Below are 22,470 nucleotides of genomic sequence, written 5' to 3'. Positions count from 1 at the left end.
CCGACCTGTGAGTGACACAACCCACGACGGTGCGGTCGCGACCAGCGCACCGCCATCCGCCGACGACGGCCTGCCCCCGGCCGAGCTGGCCGCGAAGTACGGTCTGTCGGTCAGCGGCGCCCGGCCCGGGTTCTTCGAGTACATCCGCCAGCTCTGGGGACGGCGCCACTTCATCCTCGCCTTCTCCTCGGCGAAGCTGACGGCGCAGTACAGCCAGGCGAAGCTCGGCCAGCTCTGGCAGGTGGCGACCCCCCTGCTCAACGCGCTGGTCTACTTCCTGATCTTCGGCCTGATCCTGGACGCCGGCCGGGGGATGGAGACCAAGGTCTACATCCCCTTCCTGGTGACCGGCATCTTCGTGTTCACCTTCACCCAGAGCTCGGTCATGGCGGGTGTGCGGGCGATCTCGGGCAACCTCGGCCTCGTGCGGGCCCTGCACTTCCCGCGCGCCTCGCTGCCCGTCTCGTTCGCGCTGCAGCAGCTCCAGCAGCTGCTCTACTCCATGATCGTGCTGGCCGCCGTCGCGATCGCCTTCGGCAGCTACCCCTCGATGAGCTGGCTGCTGCTGATCCCCGCGCTGTTCCTGCAGTTCGTGTTCAACGTCGGTCTGGCCATGATCATGGCGAGGATGGGCTCCAAGACCCCCGACCTCGCCCAGCTCATGCCGTTCGTCATGCGCACGTGGATGTACGCGTCCGGCGTGATGTTCTCGATCCCGGTGATGCTCGCGGACAAGCCGGCCTGGATCGCCGACGTGCTCATGTACAACCCGGCCGCCGTGTACATGGACCTGATCCGCTTCGCGCTGATCGACGGTTACGGCGCCGAGAACCTGCCCGCGCACGTCTGGGCGACCGCCCTGGGCTGGGCCCTGGCGATCGGCATCGGCGGCTTCGTCTACTTCTGGAAGGCCGAGGAGAGGTACGGCCGTGGCTGACCCCACCCTGGGACGCGTTCCCACCGTCATCGCCGACGACGTCCACATCGTCTACCGGGTCAACACCGGTGGCGGCGGCAAGGGCAGCGCCACCGCGGCCCTCAGCCGGATGCTCGGCCGCGGCAAGGCCGAGGTCACCCGAGGCGTCCGCAAGGTGCACGCCGTGCGCGGCGTCACCTTCACCGCGTACCGGGGCGAGGCCATCGGCCTCATCGGCAGCAACGGATCCGGCAAGTCGACCCTGCTGCGCGCCATCGCAGGCCTGCTCCCCACCGAGAGCGGCAAGGTCTACACCGACGGCCAGCCCTCGCTCCTCGGCGTCAACGCGGCGCTGATGAACGACCTGACCGGCGAGCGCAACGTGATACTCGGCGGCCTTGCCATGGGAATGAGCAAGGAGGAGATCCGCGAGCGCTACCAGGGCATCGTCGACTTCTCGGGCATCAACGAGAAGGGCGACTTCATCAGCCTGCCCATGCGGACGTACTCCTCCGGCATGGGCGCCCGGCTCCGGTTCGCCATCGCGGCCGCCAAGAACCACGACGTCCTCATGATCGACGAGGCGCTCGCCACCGGTGACCGCAAGTTCCAGATCCGCTCCGAGCAGCGCATCCGGGAGCTCCGCAAGGAGGCCGGCACGGTCTTCCTGGTCAGCCACAGCAACAAGTCGATCAGGGACACCTGCGACCGCGTCCTGTGGCTGGAGAAGGGCGAGCTCCTGATGGACGGGCCCACCGAGGAAGTCCTGCGGGCGTACGAGCGCGAGACCGCGAGGTAGCACCCCGAACCGCGTACGAAGGCCTCCGCCGACCCCGGCGGGGGCCTTCGCGTTCCCCGGGCCGCGCCCCCGGCCCCCACCCGGAATGTTCATGCGGTCAACATCGGGCAGGATGAGCGCATGGCAGCGATCTCGGGGGGAAAGTCCTATCACCACGGCGATCTGCGCAACGCGCTGATCTGCGCCGCCGTCGACCTCGCCACAGAAGGCGGTCCCGAGCGCGTCGTGCTGCGCGAGGCCGCCCGCAGGGTCGGTGTCTCGCCCACCGCCGCCTACCGGCACTTCGACGGCCGGGGCGAGCTGTTGGGAGCCGTCAAGGTCCACGCCCAGCGGGCGCTCGCCGACTCCATGGAGCGCGCCGCCGCCCGTGTCCCGGGCGCCGACGATCCGACCGTCGCCGCCGAACTCCGTCTCGCCGCCCTCGGCCGCGGCTACGTCGGCTTCGCCGTGGACCAGCCCGGCCTCTACCGGGCGGCCTTCTGCACCCCGCGACCGGCCTGCGGCGAGGCCTGGGCGCCCCCGGGACGTCCGGTCGAACCCGAACCCGAGATCCGCGCGTTCGCCCTGCTCACGGACGCCCTGAACGCCCTGGCGGGGGCGGGCAGAGGCCCCCGCCGCGCCCGTCCGGCCGCCGCACCCGCGGCGTGGTCGGCCGTACACGGACTGTCACTCCTGCTGCTCGACGGCCCGCTCGGCCGCCTTCCGGAGCAGCGCCGCGCCGCGGTCGTCGAGTCCACCCTCGCCCTGGTGGTCTCCGGCGCCCGCGCCGACCGGTGGCCGCCGGAAACGTGAACTACCGCTCCCTGTCGGAGGGTTGACAGGACCGGCGAGGATTTCACCCAGGGTCCACCACCCCGACGAGGCACTCGGCGGCGTACAACGTAAGCTGTACCGGTGCTGATTCGTGGCAAGTGGGGCGATAACCCCTAGGCGTCCCCGGCCGTCGGGCGGCGAGCCCCGGCGAGGGCCGGTGGCGTGTCCGAAATAGGATGGATTGGATCGGCAGTGTAGAACAGGAGATATGACGGCCATGACGCGAAATCTCCAGCTCCACGAGGGTGTCGCCGTCCCCGCGTCGGGCAGCGGCCAGTGACGCCGGCCCGACAGGCGCGCCCCGACGCGTCCTCTCGCGCCACGCTCGACAAGGCCGCGGACGAGAACTTCCCCGTGGCGCCCTTCTTCCTCCCCCGCGCCTGGCGCGACGACCTCATGGCCGTCTACGGCTACGCCCGGCTCGTCGACGACATCGGCGACGGCGACCTCGCCCCCGGTGGGGCCGACGCCCGCCACCTCGGTGTCGCCCTGGAACGGGCCGAGGACCGCCTCGTCCTGCTCGACGCCTTCGAGGCCGACCTCCTGCGGGTCTTCGACGGCACCCCGCACCACCCCCTGCTCCGCGCCCTCCAGCCGACCGTGCGGCGCCGCGCCCTCACCCCCGAGCCGTTCCTCGGCCTGATCGAGGCCAACCGCCAGGACCAGCTCGTACGCCGCTACGAGACGTACGACGACCTCGTGGCGTACTGCGAACTCTCCGCCAACCCTGTCGGCCGGCTCGTCCTCGGGATCACCGGAACAGCCACCCCCGAGCGCGTCCGCCGCTCCGACGCCGTCTGCACCGCCCTGCAGATCGTCGAGCACCTCCAGGACGTCGCCGAGGACCTCGGCCGGGACCGGATCTATCTGCCCGCCGAGGACATGAAGCGCTTCCACGTCACCGAGGCCGATCTCGCCCGCCCGGCCGCGAACGCCTCCGTACGCGCCCTGATCGCCTTCGAGGCGGCGCGCGCCCGGGCTCTGCTCGACGACGGGATCCCCCTGGTGGGAAGCGTGCACGGCAGGCTGCGGCTGCTGCTCGCCGGCTTCACGGCCGGCGGACTTGCCGCGCTCGACGCCGTCGCCGCCTCCGGGGGCGGCTTCGACGTCCTGGCCGGGCCGCCCAGGCCCACCAAGCCGGGACTGATGCGTGAAGCGGGATCGATTTTGCTCAGAGCGCGGAGAGAAGGGTGAGCCGGACCGTGGAGGGACAGACGGAGGCGTCCGCGCCGGTACAGGCCGCCTACAGCTACTGCGAGGCCGTCACCGGACAGCAGGCCCGCAACTTCGCCTACGGGATCCGGCTCCTGCCGGCCGAGAAGCGACAGGCCATGTCCGCGCTGTACGCGTTCTCGCGGCGCGTCGACGACATCGGCGACGGCACGCTCGCCCCGGAGGCCAAGCGGGACCGGCTCGAAGGGACCCGCGCGCTCCTGGACCGGATCCGCCGTGGCGGGGTCGACGAGGACGACACCGATCCCGTCGCCGTCGCCCTCGCCGACGCCTCCCGGCGCTTCCCGATCCCGCTCGGCGGGCTCGACGAGCTGATCGACGGCGTCCTGATGGACGTCCGCGGCGAGACGTACGAGACCTGGGACGACCTCAAGGTCTACTGCCGCTGCGTCGCGGGCGCCATCGGGCGGCTCTCGCTCGGGGTGTTCGGCACGCAGCCGGGCGCGCAGGGCGTGGAACGCGCCCCCGAGTACGCCGACACCCTCGGGCTCGCGCTCCAGCTCACCAACATCCTCCGGGACGTACGCGAGGACGCCGGCAACGGACGCACCTACCTGCCCGCCGACGACCTCGCCAAGTTCGGCTGCGGCGAGGGCTTCGGGAGCGCGACCCCGCCCGCCGGTGCCGACTTCACGGGCCTCGTCCACTTCGAAGTCCGCCGGGCCCGCGCCCTGTTCGCCGAGGGCTACCGGCTCCTGCCCATGCTCGACCGGCGCAGCGGCGCCTGCGTCGCCGCGATGGCCGGGATCTACCGCCGCCTCCTCGACCGGATCGAGCGCGACCCGGAGGCGGTGCTGCGCGGCCGGGTCTCGCTCCCGGGGCACGAGAAGGCGTACGTCGCCGTGCGCGGCCTCTCCGGACTCGACACCCGGCACGTCTCCCGACGAGTCGTCAGGAGGCGTGCCTGATGCGCGCGTACGATCCCCGGCACCGGACAACCCTCCGCCGCCGGGCGGCGTCCCTGACTGCGACCACCCGAGGGGAGGCCTCGTGACCACCGACGGCACCACACCGCACCGCGCGGCCGGGGCCGGCGCGACCGCCGTCGTGATCGGCGGCGGACTCGCCGGGATCACCTCCGCGCTCCAACTGGCCGACGCCGGAATGCGCGTCACGCTCCTCGAAGGCCGGCCGAGGCTCGGCGGGCTCGCGTTCTCCTTCCGGCGCGGCGAGCTCACCGTCGACAACGGCCAGCACGTCTACCTGCGCTGCTGCACCGCCTACCGGTGGTTCCTCGACCGGGTCGAAGCCGCCCACCTGGCGCCCCTCCAGGACCGCCTCGACGTGCCCGTCCTCGACGTCGCCCACCCCCGGGGCCCCCGACTCGGCCGGCTGCGGCGCACCGATCTGCCCGTACCGCTGCACCTCGCCGCGAGCCTGGCGACCTACCCCCACCTCTCTCTCGCCGAGCGCGCGAGCGTCGGCCGCGCCGCACTCGCCCTCAAGGGACTCGACCCCGCCGACCCGGCCCTCGACGGCATCGACTTCGCCACCTGGCTCGGCCGCCACGGCCAGTCCCCGCGCGCCGTAGAGGCCCTCTGGGACCTCGTCGGCGTCGCCACCCTCAACGCCACCGCCCCGCACGCCTCCATGGGCCTGGCCGCCATGGTCTTCAAGACCGGCCTGCTCTCCGAACCGGGCGCCGCCGACATCGGCTGGGCCCATGTCCCCCTCGGCGAGCTCCACGACACCTTCTCCCGCAAGGCCCTCGACTCACTCGGCGTGCGGACCGAACTGCGCACCAAGGCCGAGCGGATCACCCGTACCGAAGACGGCCGGTGGAGCGTCGAGGTGCCGGGCGAGACCATCGAGGCCGACGCCGTCGTGCTCGCCGTGCCGCAGCGCGAGACGCGTGAGCTGATTCCCGAGGGCGCCCTCGACGACCCCGACCGGCTCCTGGACATCGGCACCGCCCCGATCCTCAACGTGCACGTCGTCTACGACCGAAAGGTGCTCAGACGGCCCTTCTTCACGGCGCTCGGCTCCCCGGTGCAGTGGGTCTTCGACCGCACCGACTCCTCCGGCCTCAAGGGCGCCGGACAGTACCTGGCCGTCTCCCAGTCCGCCGCCCAGGACGAGATCGACACGCCCGTCGCCGAGCTGCGCGAGCGCTACCTTCCGGAGCTGGAGCGCCTGCTGCCCGCCGCACGCGGCGCCGGGATCAAGGACTTCTTCGTCACCCGGGAGCGGACAGCGACGTTCGCCCCCACTCCGGGCGTCGGCCGGCTCCGCCCCGCCGCCCGCACCCACGCCCCCGGCCTGTACCTGGCCGGCGCTTGGACCGCCACCGGCTGGCCCGCGACCATGGAGGGTGCCGTCCGTAGTGGCTTCAGCGCCGCGGGCGCCGCGCTCTCCGCCCTCGGCCGCCGCCATGAACATCCGCTGCAGGAGGCGGCATGAGTGTGAGTACTGGAACAAGAGGAGAGACCGTGCCGACTGTGCCCCCGGTGAACCCGGCCGTCGACACCGCGGACGTCACCGCTCTGCTGGAGCGCGGGCGGACCCTGTCCACCCCCGTCCTGCGGGCGGCCGTCGACCGGCTCGCCCCGCCCATGGACACCGTGGCCGCCTACCACTTCGGCTGGATCGACGCCCACGGCAACCCCACCGAGGGGGACAGCGGCAAGGCCGTCCGGCCCGCTCTCGCGCTGCTCTCCGCCGAGGCCGCGGGCGTCGCCCCCGAGGTCGGGGTCCCCGGCGCCGTCGCCGTGGAGCTCGTCCACAACTTCTCGTTGCTGCACGACGACCTGATGGACGGCGACGAGCAGCGGCGCCACCGTGACACCGTCTGGAAGGTGCACGGCCCCGCGCAGGCGATCCTCGTCGGCGACGCGCTCTTCGCGCTCGCCAACGAGCTGTTGCTCGAACTCGGCACCGTCGAGGCCGGCCGCGCCACCCGCCGGCTGACCACCGCCACCCGCAAGCTCATCGACGGACAGGCCCAGGACATCTCCTACGAGCACCGCGAGCGGGTCACCGTCGAGGAGTGCCTGGAGATGGAGGGCAACAAGACCGGCGCCCTGCTGGCCTGCGCCGTCTCCATCGGCGCGGTCCTCGGCGGCGCCGACGACCGCACGGCCGACAAGCTGGAGGAGTACGGCTACCACCTCGGCCTCGCCTTCCAGGCCGTCGACGACCTCCTCGGCATCTGGGGCGACCCCGAGTCCACCGGCAAGCAGACCTGGAGCGACCTGCGCCAGCGCAAGAAGTCCCTGCCCGTCGTCGCCGCCCTCGCGGCCGGCGGCCCGGCCTCCGAGCGGCTCGGCGACCTGCTCGCCGCCGACGCCAAGAGCAGCGACTTCGACTCCTTCTCCGAGGAGGAGTTCGCCACCCGCGCGGCCCTCATCGAGGAGGCCGGCGGCCGGGAGTGGACCTCCGAGGAGGCCCGCCGCCAGCACACCATCGCCATCCGCGCCCTGCACGAGGTGGACATGCCCGAGCGCGTCCGGGCCCAGCTCACCGCGCTCGCCGACTTCGTCGTCGTACGGAAGAGATGATCACCATCACCCTGATATGAGTGCGCAGTCGCCGGCCGGTGCCACCGGGCATCGGCCGACGGCAGACCCGAAGAAGCAGAAGCATTCGACTGCACGAAGGGGAAGCCATGACAGCGACGACCGACGGAAGCGCCGGGGCCGTGGGCCCCCGGGCAGCCGCGGCCAGCGACACCACCGCCACCGCGCCGGCGACCGGCCTCGACGAGGCCGCGAAACGGGCCGCGGAACGCTCCATCGACCATCTGCTCGGCCTCCAGGACGCCGAAGGATGGTGGAAGGGCGACCTGGAGACCAACGTCACCATGGACGCCGAAGACCTCCTGCTGCGCCAGTTCCTCGGCATCCTGGACGCGGAGACCACCCGGGCCGCCGCACTGTTCATCCGCGGAGAGCAGCGCGAGGACGGCGCCTGGGCCACCTTCTACGGCGGACCCGGCGAGCTCTCCGCCACCATCGAGGCCTACGTGGCGCTGCGCCTCGCCGGCGACCTGCCCGAGGCCGCCCACATGGCCCGCGCCGCCGCCTGGATCCGCGAACGGGGCGGGATCGCCGCCGCCCGGGTCTTCACCCGGATCTGGCTCGCCCTCTTCGGCTGGTGGAAGTGGGACGACCTGCCCGAGCTGCCGCCCGAGCTGATCTTCCTGCCGAAGTGGTTCCCGCTCAACATCTACGACTTCGGCTGCTGGGCCCGCCAGACCATCGTGCCGCTCACCGTGGTCTCCGCCAAGCGGCCGGTGCGCCCCGCGCCCTTCCCGCTGGACGAACTGCACACCGATCCGGCCCGCCCGAACCCGGTGAAGCCCTCCGCGTCGATGGCGAGTTGGGACGGCGTCTTCCAGCGGCTCGACAAGGCGCTGCACCTCTACCACAAGGTCGCACCGCGCCGGCTGCGCAAGGCCGCCATGAACGTGGCCGCCCGCTGGATCGTCGAGCGCCAGGAGAACGACGGCTGCTGGGGCGGGATCCAGCCCCCCGCCGTCTACTCGGTCATCGCCCTGCACCTCCTCGGCTACGACCTGAACCACCCGGTCATGCGGGCCGGGCTGGAGTCCCTCGACCGCTTCGCCGTCTGGCGCGAGGACGGTTCGCGCATGATCGAGGCCTGTCAGTCGCCCGTCTGGGACACCTGTCTGGCCACCATCGCCCTCGCCGACGGGGGCGTCCCCGCCGACCATCCGGCCCTGGTCCGCGCGGCCGACTGGATGCTCGGCGAGGAGATCGTCCGGCCCGGTGACTGGACCGTCCGCAGGCCCGGACTGCCCCCGGGAGGCTGGGCGTTCGAGTTCCACAACGACAACTACCCGGACATCGACGACACCGCCGAGGTCATCCTCGCCCTGCGCCGCGTCCGCCACCCCGACCCCGGCCGGGTCGAGTCGGCCATCGCCCGCGGCACCCGCTGGACCCTCGGCATGCAGTCGAAGAACGGCGCCTGGGCCGCCTTCGACGCGGACAACACCAGCCCCTTCCCCAACCGGCTGCCGTTCTGCGACTTCGGCGAGGTCGTCGACCCGCCCTCGGTCGACGTCACCGCCCATGTCGTGGAGATGCTCGCCCACGAGGGCAAGGCCCACCACCCCCGTGCCCGCCGGGGGGTCGAGTGGCTCCTCGCCGAACAGGAGCCGAACGGAGCCTGGTTCGGACGGTGGGGCGTCAACTACGTGTACGGGACGGGCTCGGTGGTCCCCGCGCTGACCGCGGCCGGACTGCCTCACTCCCACCCCGCGATCCGCCGGGCCGTCACCTGGCTGGAGTCCGTACAGAACGAGGACGGCGGCTGGGGCGAGGACCTGCGCTCGTACTCGGACCGGGCCTGGATCGGGCACGGCGCCTCGACCGCCTCGCAGACCGCCTGGGCGCTGCTCGCCCTGCTCGCGGCCGGCCGGCGTGACTCCAAGGCCGTCGAGCGGGGCATCGCCTGGCTCACCGGGACGCAGCGTCCCGACGGCTCGTGGGACGAGCCGTACTTCACCGGGACCGGCTTCCCCTGGGACTTCTCCATCAACTACCACCTCTACCGGCAGGTGTTCCCCCTCACGGCGCTCGGCCGTTACGTGAACGGCGAACCGGCCGTTCCCAGGGAGGGATGATGGGCGAAGAGCCGGGGCGCCCGGCCGGTTCCTCGGCGCCGCTGCTGATCGCCTGCGCGCTCGGCATCGAGCAGCTCGCTCTGCGCAGCGGCGAGCGCGCCGGCGCTCCCGGGGCGTTCGCCGTCGTGCGTACGGGTATGGGTCCGGCTCACGCCCGCAGGAGCGTCGCCCACGTCCTTGGCCGGGAGCCCTGGCGGGACGCCGTCGTCGTCGCCGCGGGCTTCTGCGCCGGGCTCGCTCCCGGGATGCACCCCGGGGACCTGATCGTCGCCGACGAGACCCGCGGCGGACCGGACGGCGTGACGCCCTGTACCGGGACCGAGCTCCTGGTGAAGGCCCTGACCCGGGCGCTCCCCGGGCGGACCGTCCACACCGGCCCGCTGGCCGGCTCCGACCATGTCGTGCGCGGTCACGAGCGGGCCGAGCTGCGCGCCACCGGGGCGATCGCGGTGGACATGGAGTCCGCCGCCACGCTTCGTACGGCCCTGGCCGCCGGCCCCCGCCCGGTTGCGGCCGTACGGGTGGTCGTGGACGCTCCGGAACATGAACTGGTCCGGATCGGCACGGTGCGCGGTGGAATATCGGCTTTCCGTGTTCTTCGTGCCGTCCTTCCCGCATTCTTCGAATGGCACCGTTCTTTGCTGCTCCCCAGGAGGTGAGCGAGTTATGGCCATGCCGCTCCGTCAGTCCATCCGGGTCGGGACCTATCTCTTCGAACAGAAGCTCCGCAAGCGGGACAAGTTCCCGCTCATCGTCGAGCTGGAGCCGCTGTTCGCCTGCAACCTCAAGTGCGAGGGCTGCGGAAAGATCCAGCACCCGGCCGGTGTGCTCAAGCAGCGGATGCCGGTCGCCCAGGCCGTCGGCGCCGTCCTGGAGTCCGGGGCTCCGATGGTCTCCATCGCGGGTGGCGAGCCCCTGATGCATCCGCAGATCGACGAGATCGTGCGCCAGTTGGTGGCGAAGAAGAAGTACGTCTTCCTCTGCACCAACGCGATGCTTTTGCGCAAGAAGCTGGAGGACTTCACCCCCTCCCGTTACTTCGCCTTCGCCGTGCACATCGACGGGCTGCGCGAGCGGCACGACGAGTCCGTCGCCAAGGAGGGCGTGTTCGACGAGGCGGTGGCGGCGATCAAGGAGGCCAAGCGACGCGGCTTCCGTGTCACCACCAACTCGACCTTCTTCAACACCGACACCCCGCAGACCATCATCGAGGTCCTCAACTACCTCAACGACGACCTCCAGGTCGACGAGATGATGATCTCGCCCGCCTACGCCTACGAGAAAGCCCCGGACCAGGAGCACTTCCTCGGTGTCGAGCAGACCCGGGAGCTCTTCAGGAAGGCCTTCGCCGGCGGCAACCGGGGCCGGTGGCGGCTCAACCACTCCCCGCTCTTCCTGGACTTCCTCGAGGGCAAGGCCGACTTCCCTTGCACGGCGTGGGCGATCCCGAACTACTCGCTCTTCGGCTGGCAGCGCCCCTGCTACCTGATGAGCGACGGCTACGTCCCCACCTACCGGGAGCTGATCGAGGAGACGGACTGGGACAAGTACGGCCGGGGCAAGGACCCGCGCTGCGCCAACTGCATGGCCCACTGCGGCTACGAGCCGACCGCCGTCCTCGCCACCATGGGCTCGCTGAAGGAGTCCCTGAGGGCGGCCCGCGAGACCGTCTCCGGGAACCGCGGATGACGTGACGGGTACGGGAGGGCCCGCGACACCGCCGGGCGCGGCCCTCCCACACGGCCGAAAGACGAAAGGGGGCCGAGCATGACGATTCTGGAGAACATCCGGGGGCCGCGCGACCTCCGGCCGCTGAGCGGCACGGAGCTCGACGAACTGGCCGCGGAGATCAGGCAGTTCCTGATCCGCGCCGTCGCCAGGACGGGTGGCCATCTGGGGCCCAACCTCGGGGTGGTGGAGCTGACCGTCGCGCTGCACCGGGTCTTCGACTCGCCCGACGACCGCATCCTCTGGGACACCGGGCACCAGACCTACGTCCACAAACTGCTCACCGGCCGCCAGGACTTCTCCAAACTGCGCAGCAAGGGCGGGCTCTCCGGCTACCCCTCGCGCGAGGAGTCGGAGCACGACGTCATCGAGAACTCGCACGCCTCGACCGTCCTCGGCTGGGCCGACGGACTGGCCAAGGCCAACGAGGTGTCCGGCCGCCTCGACCACGTCGTCGCGGTCATCGGCGACGGCGCCCTGACCGGCGGCATGGCCTGGGAGGCGCTGAACAACATCGCCGCAGCCCGGGACCGGCCCCTGATCATCGTCGTCAACGACAACGAGCGCTCCTACGCCCCGACGATCGGCGGCCTCGCCCAGCACCTGGCCGCCCTGCGTACCACCGACGGTTACGAGCGCGTCCTCGCCTGGGGCAAGGACGTCCTCCAGCACACCCCCGTGATCGGGCAGCCGCTCTACGAGTCGCTGCACGGCGCCAAGAAGGGGTTCAAGGACACGTTCGCGCCCCAGGGGCTCTTCGAGGACCTGGGCCTCAAGTACGTCGGTCCCGTCGACGGCCACGACATCGCGGCGGTCGAGTCCGCGCTGCGACACGCCCAGCGTTTCAACGGGCCCGTCCTCGTGCACTGCCTCACCGAGAAGGGGCGTGGCTACCGGCCCGCCCTGGAGGACGAGGCGGACCGCTTCCATGCCGTCGGTGCCATGGACCCGCTGACCTGCGCACCGCTCGCCCCCTCCGCCGGGCCCTCCTGGACCTCCGTATTCGGCGAGGCCATCGCCGAGATCGGGGAAGAGCGCCCGGACGTCGTCGCGATCACCGCGGCCATGCTGTACCCCGTCGGCCTGACGAAGTTCGCCGAGCGGTTCCCCGACCGGGTCTGGGACGTCGGCATCGCCGAGCAGCACGCCGTCGTCTCGGCCGCGGGCCTGGCCGCCGGTGGACTCCACCCCGTCGTGGCGGTGTACGCGACCTTCCTCAACCGCGCCTTGGACCAGCTGCTCATGGACGTCGCACTGCACCGGTGCGGGGTCACCTTCGTCCTGGACCGGGCCGGCGTCACCGGAACCGACGGCGCCTCGCACAACGGCATGTGGGACCTCTCCGTCCTCCAGGTCGTGCCGGGCCTCCGGATCGCCGCCCCGCGCGACGCCGAGGAACTGCGCGCCCAGCTGCGCGAGGCCGTCGACGTCGACGACGCCCCGACCGTGCTGCGCTTCCCCAAGGAGACGGTGGGGGAGCCGGTCCCGGCCGTGCGGCGGATCGGCGGGACGGACGTCCTCCTGGAGCCGGCGCGGCCGGACGCGGACGTGCTCCTCGTCTCCGTCGGCGTCATGGCCGACGCCTGCCTCCAGGCCGCCGATCTGCTCGCCGGACGCGGCATCCGATGCACCGTCGTCGACCCGCGCTGGGTCAAACCGGTCGACGAGGCGCTCGCCCCGCTCGCCGAGCGGCACCGGCTGGTCGCCGTCGTGGAGGACGGCATCCGCACCGGCGGCGTCGGGGCCGCCGTCGGCCAGGCCCTGCGTGACGCCGGCGTCGACGTCCCGCTGCGGACCTTCGGGATCCCCGAGCAGTTCCTCGGACACGCCAAGCGCGGCGAGGTGCTCGCCGACCTCGGCCTGACCCCGGTGGAGATCGCCGGACGGATCAGCGCCGCACTGACCCGGAAGAAGGGGCGATGAGCAAGGAGTTCGACCTCTCGGCACTGCTCGCCGAACGCGGGGCGGAGCGCTACGAGCTGCACACCCGGTACCTCAACCACCAGCTCCCGCGCATGCTGCACACCATCGGCTTCGACAAGGTCTACGTCCGGGCCGAGGGCGCCCACTTCTGGGACGCCGAGGGCGGCGACCACCTCGACATGCTGGCGGGCTTCGGCGTCATGGGCCTGGGCCGGCACCATCCCGTCGTCCGCAAGGCACTCCACGACGTCCTGGACGCCTCGCTCGCCGACCTCACCCGCTTCGACTGCCAGCCGCTGCCCGGGCTGCTCGCCGAGAAGCTGCTCGCCCACAGCCCGCACCTCGACCGGGTCTTCTTCGGCAACAGCGGTACGGAGGCCGTGGAGACCGCGCTGAAGTTCGCCCGGTACGCCACCGGGAAGCCCAGGATCGTCTACTGCTCCCACGCCTTCCACGGCCTGACCACCGGGTCCCTCTCGGTCAACGGCGAGAGCGGCTTCCGGGACGGGTTCGCCCCGCTGCTGCCCGACACCGCGATCGGGCTGGGCGACCTGGACGCCCTGGAGCGCGAGCTGCGCAAGGGCGACGTCGCCGGGTTCGTCGTCGAGCCCATCCAGGGCAAGGGGGTGCACGAGGCCCCGCCCGGCTTCCTGCGCGCCGCGCAGGAGCTGCTGCACCGGCACGGGGCCGTGCTGATCGCCGACGAGGTGCAGACCGGACTCGGCAGGACCGGGGACTTCTACGCGTACCAGCACGAGGACGGGGTCGAACCGGATCTGCTCTGCGTCGCCAAGGCGCTCTCCGGCGGGTACGTGCCGGTCGGCGCGACGCTCGGCAGGGACTGGATCTTCAAGAAGGTCTACTCGTCCATGGACCGCGTCCTCGTCCACTCCGCCAGCTTCGGGTCGAACGCGCAGGCCATGGCCGCCGGGCTCGCCGTGCTCTCGGTCATGGAGAACGAGGGGACGGTGGCGCACGCGCGCCGGATCGGCGAGCTGCTCTCCGGACGCCTGAAGGAGCTCGTGCCCCGCTACGAGCTGCTGCACGAGATCCGCGGGCGGGGCCTGATGATCGGGATCGAGTTCGGGCGGCCCTCCTCGCTGGGCCTGCGCAGCCGGTGGACGATGCTGCAGGCCGCTCGGAAGGGTCTCTTCGCCCAGATGGTCGTCGTGCCGCTGCTCCAGCGCCACCGGATCCTCACCCAGGTGTCGGGGGACCGTCTGGAGGTGATCAAGCTCATTCCGCCGCTGATCATCGACGAGGCGGACGTGGACCGCTTCGTGACCGCGTTCACGGCCGTGATGGACGACGCGCACGGAAGCGGCGGGCTGATGTGGGACTTCGGAAAGACGCTGGTCAAGCAGGCGGTCGCGCAACGCTGACGCCGGGTGGCACAGGCTTTTGCCTCTGAGGCAAGAAACTTGCCTCAGAGGAAAGTTCCTGGCGGAATGGAGGCATGGCACACCTCCACGCGGAGCAGTCCGCGGACCCCGCCGCACCGGACGCGCCCGACGCCCTGCCGGACGCACCGCACGTCGCGCCACAGCTCCGAGCCCTGCGCAGACGCCGCGGTCTGACCCTGGAGGTCGCCGCCCAGAGGGCCGGGCTCTCCCCGGCCCATCTCTCCCGGCTCGAAACGGGCCATCGGCAGCCCTCGCTCCCGATGCTGCTGGCACTCGCCCGCATCTACGGTACGACGATCTCCGAGCTCCTGGGCGAGGTTCCGGCCGAGCGTGATCCGATCGTCCGGGCGGGGCGGTCCGAGCCCGTCGAGGCCGACGGGTGGACCTACCGCCAGGCCGGCGGGCCGGGTCGCGCCCTGCAGGCGCTCCGCGTCCACGTCCCGTACGCCACCAAGGCCGACATCGTGCGCGTCCACCCCGGCGAGGAGTGGCTCCACGTCCTCGACGGGCAGGTGCGTCTCGCGCTCGGCGACGCCGTGCACGTCCTGGATCCCGGGGACAGCGCCCACTTCGGCTCGCTCACCCCGCACCGCATCGGCGCCGTCGGCCGCGGCGGGGCCGAGCTGCTCTTCGTCCACACGCTCATGCAGAGCCCCGCCGCCGAGCTGTGCCTCGGCGACGGAGCCCCGCATCTGCGCTGAGCCCTTCGAAAGGGGCCGATATGTCCGAGAAGTCCGCGCCGGTCACCGGCGAGGAGCGCGAGGCCGGCAAGTTCCCCAAGGGGCTGGCGCTCCGGCTCTTCGCCTATCTGGTGGCCGGACACCTCTTCGCCGGCTTCCTCTATCTGCTCTTCATGCTGGGAGGGCAGAACCAGTAGCGGCCGGGGGGCGGGTCACACCTCGACGACGAGCCGCTCACGCAGCCGCGCCCGCGTCTCCGGGGCGAGCTTCAGACCGTGCGTGAGGTAGCCCTCGACCGTCCCCCAGGTCTGCGTCATCGTCTCGAACGCGGCCCGCAGATACTCGACCCGCGCGTCGAAGAGCGGGCTGAGCAGCTCCATCACCTCGGGCGACATGGCGTCCGCGGAGGTGGAGCTGCGCTGCACCTTGTAGCGGCGGTGCGGGTCGTTCGACTTCACGTAGTCGACCTCGATCGCCTCGTGCTCCACGCCCACGGCGAGCAGGGAGATGGCGATGGACAGGCCGGCGCGGTCCTTGCCGGCCGCGCAGTGCATCAGCGCCGGGACGCTGTCCTCGGCCAGCGCGTGCAGGATGCCGCTGTGCTCCGCCGTCCGCTCGACGATCATCTTCCGGTACGAATCGGACATTCGTGCTGCCGCCTTGCCGTCGCCGAGGATGCCGCGGAGCTGCTCCAGCTCGCCGGTCCTGACCAGCTTCCAGAACTCCTTGCCGTCGGCCGGGTCGTTGAGCGGTATGTTCACGTTCCGCACGCCGGGCAGTTCGACGTCCGGGCCCTCGATCCTGCGGTCGGCCGCATTGCGGAAGTCGAAGATCGTGTGCAGCCCGAGGGTGGAGAGGAACGCCGCGTCCTCCTCGGTGGCGTGCGCAAGGTGGCCACTGCGGAAAAGGCGGCCGAATCGCACCGAGCCGCCGTCCACGGTCGGCAGTCCGCCCACGTCCCTGAAGTTGCGCACCCCGGTGAGCTCGGGTTCGGTCGACGGGACCTGCGGCAGCTGCTGCGTCACGAGTGCTCCTGAAGGTTGGCGGATCGGGATCGACTGCTGATCGATCCCTGTGCCAATCATCCCGGGTGGTCGAGCCTCCGCCTAGCCCCGGGGTATGGGAATGGGTGTTCTGTCCGAATTGGGCCCTTAGGTATAACGCGCCCTGGTTGCAGGGGAGATGGGATTCGCTGCGTGAGCAGCGTCATAGAAGTGACGGACCGTGCCTGATCGTCTTACGCAATCCCCGTACCGGAAAAGGAAATCGAGGTTCCGCCCTCCACGGAGGGTGACCGGAATTCGGCGCGAATATCCCGCCCGTGATTGCGAACGAAAAGAGGCGGCTTGTTCGCCTCGACCCGCTCGTCTAGCGTCACGCTCAATCCGGTCGGACCCGCCGAATCCTGCCACCGCCCGGAATCCGCACCCACCCACGTACGGCAGGAGCGGGGGACCCAGGTAGTACGCCGTTCCGGTCGTTCCGGACGGCTCGGGGTGAAGCCGCGTGAAACGCGGCCGGACATCTCCAGTTCGAACCCGACAGCTCACCTCGCAGGCGACGGAGAGGAATTCGCCATGCCCGCAAAGGGTAAGCACCGCCGTCCCAAGGCCAGCCCGCTCACGCGTGGACTCGTCGCCGCCGGTACGGGTGGCGCCGTCGTCGCCCTGCCCCTGCTAGGTGCGACCGGAGCCCACGCCGCCGACAAGGCCGCCCCGTCCGTGACGTCCCACCAGGCCGTCGCCTCCGTCGCCGCGACCCCCGCCAAGGCTCCGGCCGCCGAGAAGACCGCCAAGCCGAAGACGTACTCCGTCGTCCCTGGCGACTACCTGTCGAAGATCGCCGCCGAGCACCACCTCGCGGGTGGCTGGAAGAAGCTCTACGCGGACAACCGCCAGGTCGTCGGCGAGAACCCGTCGCTGATCCTTCCCGGCATGAAGCTCACCCTCGGCGCCAAGTCGACCGGCAAGGCGGCCCCCAAGGCCGCTCCGAAGGCAGCCCCCAAGGCAGCTCCCAAGGCCGCTCCCAAGGCAGCTCCCAAGGTGGAGAAGTCCGCCTCCGACACGCGCGCCTCCCGCTCCGCCGAGCGTGACACGGCCGGCACCGCCGCCGCGGCGTCCGCCCCCGCGCAGGCCCCCTCCTCCGGCTGGGTCGCCCCCGTCGGCGGCGGCGTCTCCACCCCGTACCGCGCCTCCGGCGCCATGTGGTCCTCCGGCTACCACACCGGTGTCGACTTCATCGCCGCCTCCGGCACCTCGGTCAAGGCCGTCGGCGCGGGCACCGTCCACTCCGCGGGCTACAGCGGCTCGTACGGCAACGAGGTCGTCATCCAGCACGCCGACGGCACGTTCTCGCAGTACGCCCACCTCTCCTCGCTGGGTGTCTCCGCCGGCCAGACCGTCGCCGGCGGCCAGGAGATCGGTCTCTCCGGCTCGACCGGCAACTCCACCGGTCCGCACCTGCACTTCGAGATCCGCACCGCCCCGAGCTACGGCTCGGACATCGACCCCCTGGCTTACCTGCGCTCGCACGGCGTCAGCATCTGACGTATCGTCAGTATCCGTGGGGGCCCGGAACTTCCCAGTGCCGGGCCCCCACGTGTATTCCGGCTTGGTGGAATCTTGACCGGTGGCGTATCTCACCCGGCGTCAACCCCTCCTTACGGTCGCGTAGGTCACACCCATAAGGGAAAGATGTGGTCCCGTGGCAGACGATTCGAGAGCAAGAGACACGCACGTATTCGGGTCGTACGCGGCGATCGGTGACAGCTTCACCGAGGGCGTGGGAGACCCCGGGCCCGACGGGAAGTACGTCGGCTGGGCGGACCGCTTCGCGGTGCTCCTCGCCGACCGACTGCCGGAGCACGACGCATTCCGTTACGCCAACCTGGCCGTACGCGGCCGACTCCTGGACCAGATCGTGGAGGAGCAGGTCCCCAGGGCGAGGGAACTCGCCCCCGACCTGGTGACCTTCTGCGCGGGCGGAAACGACATCATCCGCCCCGGTACCGACCCCGACGACGTCGCCGAGCGCTTCGAGCGCGCCGTCGCCGACCTGACGTCCGCCGTCGGCACCGTGATGGTGACGACCGGCTTCGACACCCGCGACGTCCCCGTCCTGAAGCATCTGCGGGGCAAGATCGCCACGTACACGGCCCACGTCCGGTCCATCGCCGACCGCTACGACTGCCCGGTCCTCGACCTCTGGTCGCTCAGGTCGGTGCAGGACAGGCGGGCCTGGGACGAAGACCGGCTGCACCTGTCGCCGGAGGGCCACACCCGCGTCGCACTGCGCGCCGCCCAGGTCCTCGGCATGGACGTACCGGCCGACCCGGACCAGTCCTGGCCGCCGCTCCCGCCGCGCGGCACGCTCGAGGTGCGCCGCGACGACATCAACTGGGCCAGGGAGTACCTCGTGCCGTGGATCGGCCGGCGGCTGCGGGGCGAGAGCTCGGGCGACCACGTGGCGGCCAAGCGCCCGGACCTCATGCCGCTCGGAGACCTCATGCCCCTCTGAGTACGGCGGGGGCCGGTATCCGCTCCAGGACACCGCCGGCGAACACGTCGTACAACGGCAGCGTCTCCAGATGGACGTAGCCGATGTGGCAGTCGCAGACGGAGAGCGGGCAGGCGCGCGGGCGCAGGGCGGCGCGGTACGAGCCGTCGTACAGATTGCCCAGCTCGGCCTTGACGAAGTGGCAGCGGCGTACCGTCCCGTCACCGTCCACCGAGATCACCGACTCACCGGTCCGGCAGGGGAGACCGGCTGAGGGGTGCGGCCGGCGGCTGTACGGGAAGAGGGGGTCGAGGGCCGTCCAGGCCCCGGCCTCCTCGTCGGTGTAGGCGTGCCCCTCGGCCGCGTTCACCCAGAGATAGACCTCGGGCGGGAGATCGTCCCGCAGCCGCCGGGCGTGCTCCCGGTGCTCGGGCAGACCGACGATCCCGACGCTGAAACGCGTACCCCGGGCGGTCAGCTCGCGGCACTTGGCGAGGAAGCGGTCGTACGGTGTCTGACCGGGGTGGTACGTGCACCAGAGAGCGAGCGTGCCGGGGTCGGCCTCCGCCAGCCATTCGGTACGGCAGCTCAGATTGGTCTGGATCGCCACCCGCTCGATGTGCGGGAGGTGCGACAGCTCGACGAGCGTCCGCCGGTACCAGGACCGGACCAGCCCCTCGCCCCACGGGGTGAAGAGGATCCTCAGCCGGTCGCCGGTCTGCGCGGCGGCCCAGGCCGAGAACCGCTCCAGGGCCACCCGGTCGGCGCGGAGCTGCTCGCGGCTGTCGCGCCGTTTGGCGAAGGGGCAGTAGGGACAGTCGTAGTCGCAGGAGGAGAGCGGCCCCCGGTAGAGGATTGTCAGGTCCATGGCGATAGCCTCCTACCTCGGCTCGTAGGCGGCCATCGCCGCCCGCACGGCAGGGGAGAACAGCGCCGGTCCGAGCGCGTCCGAGTGGGCGAGCCCCTCGGGAGAGAGCCGCAGCAGACCGGCGGGGGCCGCCGCGTCCAGCCAGCCGAGCGCCCCGAACCGGCGCAGCTCGGCGGGGAAGTCGGCGAACGGCGAGGTGCCGAACCGCTCCTCGTAGCCGGCCGTGGCCATGCCCCGGGCCTGGAGGAGCGACTGGAGCAGATGGCGGCGGCGCGCCTCGTCCGCGTCGACCCACCGGCCCACCCGCGCCCGTGTGAAGTCCTCCGTCCCGGTGTAGGCGTCCACGATCGAGCGGATCTCCCTCATGTCGACCGCGTAGTCGAAGGAGTGGTGCAACGAGGAGGTGTACGAACGGGCCCCGCAGCCCAGACCGATCATCCCGTCCGTCTGGCAGGCGTAGTCGTCGGCACCCTGCGGCGGGGCGTCGGTGCGCCGGAACATCCGCATCGACACCTGTGCGTAGCCCCGGGCGAGCAGATGGTCCCGGCCGTGGCGGTAGAGCCGCAGCCGCTGCTCGTCCCACTCCTGGTCGGCGTTCGGCGAGAGCCGGCCGAGGCCGGTGAGGGGACGCACATAGAGGGGATAGAGGTAGAGCTCCTCGGGCGCCCAGGCCAGCGCCGCGTCGAGGGAGCGGGTCCAGGACGCCACGGTCTGGCCGTCGATGCCATAGATCAGATCGATGTTGAGGACGGGGACGGCGGTGTCCCGGATGCGGGCGAGCGAGGCCTCGACATCGGCGCGGCGCTGGGGCCGCACGGCGGCGCGCGCCTCGGCCTCCACGAAGCTCTGTACACCGATGCTGATCCGGGTGGCTCCCCTCTCGGCCAGGACGGCGAGCCGGTCGGAGGTCGCCGTCGACGGGGAGGTCTCGACGGAGAGGGGGACGGCGCGCAGGTCGGCCCCCATCCGCTTCTCGGCGATGTCGCAGAGCCGCTCCAGCTCGTCGGCGGTGAGGAACGTCGGTGTGCCGCCGCCGAAGGCGGCCGTGGCGAACCGGACCGGCTCGCTGTCGCCGAGCGCCTCGCGGACGGCGGTCGCCTGGCGGTCGAGAGCGTCGAGATAGCGGGTCGTCAGCTCGTCCGGGGCGCCGATCCGGGTGAAGAGGTTGCAGAAGCCGCAGCGGACCTCGCAGAAGGGGATGTGGGCGTAGAGGGAGAGCGCGTCCTTGGGCTCGTCCCGCCAGAGCGCGGCGAGCGAGGGCGCGGGGTCGGGGAGTGGCCGGTACGCCGTCTTGTGCGGGTAGGCGTAGACGTAACTCTCGTACGGGCGCGGGGCTTCGAATGCCCCGGAGGTCTCGGTCGCCGCGGTCATGCCACCTCCTCCGGCTCCGGGCCGTCCACGACGAAGTGGGCGTACGGCACGGTCCAGACGACCTCGTGGCCGAGCCGGTGGCCGGAGAAGCCGTCCTCCCCGTACGCGGTGCCGTGGTCCGAGCAGACGATCGCGAAGCAGGGGCGGCGGCTGCTCATGGCCGTGAGGAGCCGGCCGATGTGCCGGTCGACGTACTCCAGCGCAGCCGCGTGCGAGGCGCGGGTGTCCCCGGACTCCCGTGTCGCGCCGGGGAGATGGAACCAGTTGGGCTGGTGCAGCGCGGAGACGTTGACGAAGAGGAAGAGGCGCTGCTCGGGCAGGAGCCCGGCGACGACCTCCTCGGCTCTGGTCACCTGGGACGCGAAGGAGGTCGGGGAGGTGACCCCGAAGCCGGGCTCCCAGTGGCTCTCCTGGAAGAGGCCGGGCAGCACGGAGCCGAGCGGGCCCCGCCCGTTGAAGAAGCCGACGCCGCCGACGCACACCGTGCGGTAGCCCTCCTCGGCCAGGCCGGTGACCAGGTCCGGAGTGTCGTGGACGAACGTGCCCTCGGCGGTGCTCTCACTGCCCGCGAACCGCGCCGCGAAGAGGCGGGGGTGCGGGCCCTGGGAGGCCGGGGTCGGCAGGAAGCCCGCGAAGATCGCCTGGTGGGAGGCGTACGTGAAGCTGCCGGGGGCATGCCGTCGCTCCCAGCGTCCGCCGGGGAGGTGCCGGGCCAGGTTGGGGATGCGGCCGGCGGCCGCCAGCTCGGCGGCCACGTCGTACCGGAGGGTGTCGAGCGTGACCAGGAGGAGATCGTGGCTGCCCACGATCTCGTTCATGTCGGGTGCGTGCTGCTGGTTCACGTGGCGCTCGATCCTGTGGTGCCTGTGGTGCGGGTGATGCTTGTCGGGCGTGTGGTGCGGGTGGTGTCGTCTGTGCCGGGGGGCGTTCGGGACGACGTTCGGGCGGGCCTTCCGCGGAGGAGCGCGGCGACCTGGGCGGCGTAGGTGTCCAGGCCCTCCGCGCCGCTGCCCGGCAGGCCGGCGAGTCCGGGGAGGAGATCGCCGAAGGCGTTGACCTCGCCGACGGCGAAGCGCCGCCAGCCGACGGCCGGCAGCAGATCGACGCCGACACACCGCATACCGGGGAACGCGTCGGCGGCGGCCTCGCACACCCCGAGCGCGTCCGGCCACCGGCCGCCCGCGGCCGAGACCGCCGCGCGCACGGCGCCCAGATCGCCCCGGGTGCCGCCGAGATGAAGGTTGGTCATCGGGGAGCGGCTGGTCCGAACGACCGCGTGCGTGGCGCGCCCGTCGATCACCACCACCCGAAGATCGGCCACCCGGCCTCCCTGCGCCGCCTTCGGCAGCCAGCGCTCGATGTGCAGCCCGTCGGGTGCGAGCGCGTCGACGATCGCGGCCACCTCGCGCTCCGTCGTGTAGCGGCGCACCCGGAGGGAGTTGAAGAGGTGGCCCTCGGGGCCGCGTTCCACGGAGGTGGTGGCCTGGACCCGGCCGGCGCCGTTGGTCTCAACGGCCAGGACCCCGGAGGCGGACGAGCCGTGGGCGAGCTTCACGAACGCCCGGCGCAGCCCGGCCGCCGCCATCAGGGAGCGGACGTCCGCCCAGCCCCGCACGGGAGGGGCGGCCGTCCCGGACGTCGGTGAGTCCGGCAC

Annotated in this window: 21 protein-coding genes and 1 riboswitch; of the genes, 16 read left to right on the top strand and 5 right to left on the bottom strand. The window is 71.7% G+C overall.

Annotated elements, in window-relative coordinates; all coding sequences use genetic code 11:
• The first annotated feature begins 7 nt into the window (after positions 1 to 7).
• The 14 genes from ACFUJR_RS31595 (at position 8) to ACFUJR_RS31530 (ending at position 15,279) form a co-directional block, all read left to right on the top strand.
• Complete coding sequence (locus ACFUJR_RS31595; protein ID WP_383172218.1) at positions 8 to 937, top strand: ABC transporter permease; 930 nt, start codon at positions 8 to 10, stop codon at positions 935 to 937.
• On the top strand, positions 930 to 1,715 hold the full coding sequence (locus tag ACFUJR_RS31590) for an ABC transporter ATP-binding protein (protein ID WP_383172220.1): 786 nt from the start codon (positions 930 to 932) through the stop codon (positions 1,713 to 1,715). Before ACFUJR_RS31595 ends, ACFUJR_RS31590 begins: the two co-directional genes overlap by 8 nt.
• Positions 1,716 to 1,835: 120 nt before the next feature.
• Positions 1,836 to 2,507: a TetR/AcrR family transcriptional regulator gene (locus ACFUJR_RS31585; RefSeq protein ID WP_383172222.1), complete on the top strand. Its 672-nt coding sequence runs from the start codon at positions 1,836 to 1,838 to the stop codon at positions 2,505 to 2,507.
• Between the two features lie 297 nt (positions 2,508 to 2,804).
• Positions 2,805 to 3,722: a squalene synthase HpnC gene (gene hpnC, locus ACFUJR_RS31580; RefSeq protein WP_383172224.1), complete on the top strand. Its 918-nt coding sequence runs from the start codon at positions 2,805 to 2,807 to the stop codon at positions 3,720 to 3,722.
• Positions 3,719 to 4,669, top strand: a complete 951-nt coding sequence (gene hpnD / locus ACFUJR_RS31575; RefSeq protein WP_383172226.1) for a presqualene diphosphate synthase HpnD — start codon at positions 3,719 to 3,721, stop codon at positions 4,667 to 4,669. The genes hpnC and hpnD overlap by 4 nt, the downstream gene beginning before the upstream one ends.
• A gap of 82 nt (positions 4,670 to 4,751) precedes the next feature.
• Positions 4,752 to 6,161, top strand: a complete 1,410-nt coding sequence (gene hpnE / locus ACFUJR_RS31570) for a hydroxysqualene dehydroxylase HpnE (protein ID WP_383172228.1) — start codon at positions 4,752 to 4,754, stop codon at positions 6,159 to 6,161.
• Complete coding sequence (locus ACFUJR_RS31565) at positions 6,158 to 7,258, top strand: polyprenyl synthetase family protein (RefSeq protein WP_383172230.1); 1,101 nt, start codon at positions 6,158 to 6,160, stop codon at positions 7,256 to 7,258. Before hpnE ends, ACFUJR_RS31565 begins: the two co-directional genes overlap by 4 nt.
• 107 nt (positions 7,259 to 7,365) lie before the next feature.
• A complete protein-coding gene (gene shc / locus ACFUJR_RS31560) occupies positions 7,366 to 9,348 on the top strand; it encodes a squalene--hopene cyclase (RefSeq protein WP_383172232.1) in 1,983 nt (660 codons plus the stop codon).
• Positions 9,348 to 10,007: a 1-hydroxy-2-methyl-2-butenyl 4-diphosphate reductase gene (locus ACFUJR_RS31555; RefSeq protein ID WP_383172261.1), complete on the top strand. Its 660-nt coding sequence runs from the start codon at positions 9,348 to 9,350 to the stop codon at positions 10,005 to 10,007. The genes shc and ACFUJR_RS31555 overlap by 1 nt, the downstream gene beginning before the upstream one ends.
• Before the next feature lie 7 nt (positions 10,008 to 10,014).
• Entirely contained in the window at positions 10,015 to 11,037 is a 1,023-nt protein-coding gene (hpnH, locus tag ACFUJR_RS31550) for an adenosyl-hopene transferase HpnH (RefSeq protein WP_383172234.1), read from the top strand.
• A gap of 78 nt (positions 11,038 to 11,115) precedes the next feature.
• Positions 11,116 to 12,999: a 1-deoxy-D-xylulose-5-phosphate synthase gene (gene dxs, locus ACFUJR_RS31545; RefSeq protein ID WP_383172236.1), complete on the top strand. Its 1,884-nt coding sequence runs from the start codon at positions 11,116 to 11,118 to the stop codon at positions 12,997 to 12,999.
• Entirely contained in the window at positions 12,996 to 14,381 is a 1,386-nt protein-coding gene (locus ACFUJR_RS31540) for an aspartate aminotransferase family protein (RefSeq protein WP_383172238.1), read from the top strand. Before dxs ends, ACFUJR_RS31540 begins: the two co-directional genes overlap by 4 nt.
• A 74-nt stretch (positions 14,382 to 14,455) precedes the next feature.
• Positions 14,456 to 15,103 (top strand): helix-turn-helix domain-containing protein, encoded by a 648-nt coding sequence (locus ACFUJR_RS31535; protein ID WP_383172240.1) that lies wholly within the window; start codon positions 14,456 to 14,458, stop codon positions 15,101 to 15,103.
• 20 nt (positions 15,104 to 15,123) lie between these two features.
• Positions 15,124 to 15,279 (top strand): DUF6126 family protein, encoded by a 156-nt coding sequence (locus ACFUJR_RS31530; RefSeq protein ID WP_383172242.1) that lies wholly within the window; start codon positions 15,124 to 15,126, stop codon positions 15,277 to 15,279.
• A gap of 15 nt (positions 15,280 to 15,294) precedes the next feature.
• Here ACFUJR_RS31530 and ACFUJR_RS31525 read toward each other — a convergent pair whose 3' ends face one another.
• Positions 15,295 to 16,107, bottom strand: a complete 813-nt coding sequence (locus ACFUJR_RS31525; RefSeq protein ID WP_383172245.1) for a tyrosine-protein phosphatase — start codon at positions 16,105 to 16,107, stop codon at positions 15,295 to 15,297.
• Positions 16,108 to 16,468: 361 nt separating this feature from the next.
• A riboswitch (cyclic di-AMP (ydaO/yuaA leader) is annotated at positions 16,469 to 16,655 on the top strand.
• 4 nt (positions 16,656 to 16,659) lie between these two features.
• On the opposite strand from ACFUJR_RS31525, the gene ACFUJR_RS31520 reads away from it, so the two are divergent.
• Together ACFUJR_RS31520 and ACFUJR_RS31515 are read left to right on the top strand one after the other, a co-directional pair.
• On the top strand, positions 16,660 to 17,628 hold the full coding sequence (locus ACFUJR_RS31520) for a peptidoglycan DD-metalloendopeptidase family protein (RefSeq protein WP_383172247.1): 969 nt from the start codon (positions 16,660 to 16,662) through the stop codon (positions 17,626 to 17,628).
• A 157-nt stretch (positions 17,629 to 17,785) separates the two neighbouring features.
• Positions 17,786 to 18,598, top strand: coding sequence for an SGNH/GDSL hydrolase family protein (locus ACFUJR_RS31515; RefSeq protein ID WP_383172249.1), 813 nt, complete (start codon positions 17,786 to 17,788; stop codon positions 18,596 to 18,598).
• Here the strand turns inward: ACFUJR_RS31515 and ACFUJR_RS31510 are convergent.
• The 4 genes from ACFUJR_RS31510 to ACFUJR_RS31495 form a co-directional block, all read right to left on the bottom strand.
• Positions 18,585 to 19,445 carry an STM4011 family radical SAM protein gene (locus ACFUJR_RS31510; RefSeq protein WP_383172250.1) on the bottom strand — a complete coding sequence of 287 codons (861 nt, stop codon included), beginning with the start codon at positions 19,443 to 19,445 and terminating at the stop codon, positions 18,585 to 18,587. The two genes, ACFUJR_RS31515 and ACFUJR_RS31510, sit on opposite strands and share 14 nt — an antisense overlap.
• A gap of 12 nt (positions 19,446 to 19,457) precedes the next feature.
• Positions 19,458 to 20,816 (bottom strand): STM4012 family radical SAM protein, encoded by a 1,359-nt coding sequence (locus ACFUJR_RS31505; RefSeq protein ID WP_383172252.1) that lies wholly within the window; start codon positions 20,814 to 20,816, stop codon positions 19,458 to 19,460.
• Positions 20,813 to 21,634, bottom strand: a complete 822-nt coding sequence (locus ACFUJR_RS31500) for an STM4013/SEN3800 family hydrolase (protein ID WP_383172263.1) — start codon at positions 21,632 to 21,634, stop codon at positions 20,813 to 20,815. Before ACFUJR_RS31500 ends, ACFUJR_RS31505 begins: the two co-directional genes overlap by 4 nt.
• Before the next feature lie 20 nt (positions 21,635 to 21,654).
• On the bottom strand, positions 21,655 to 22,470 hold an 816-nt coding region (locus ACFUJR_RS31495), incomplete at its 5' end, for an STM4014 family protein (RefSeq protein ID WP_383450971.1).

The sequence above is a fragment of the Streptomyces sp. NPDC057271 genome (assembly GCF_042668715.1).
GTDB lineage: Bacteria > Actinomycetota > Actinomycetes > Streptomycetales > Streptomycetaceae > Streptomyces.
This window is presented reverse-complemented; position numbering and strand designations above follow the sequence as displayed.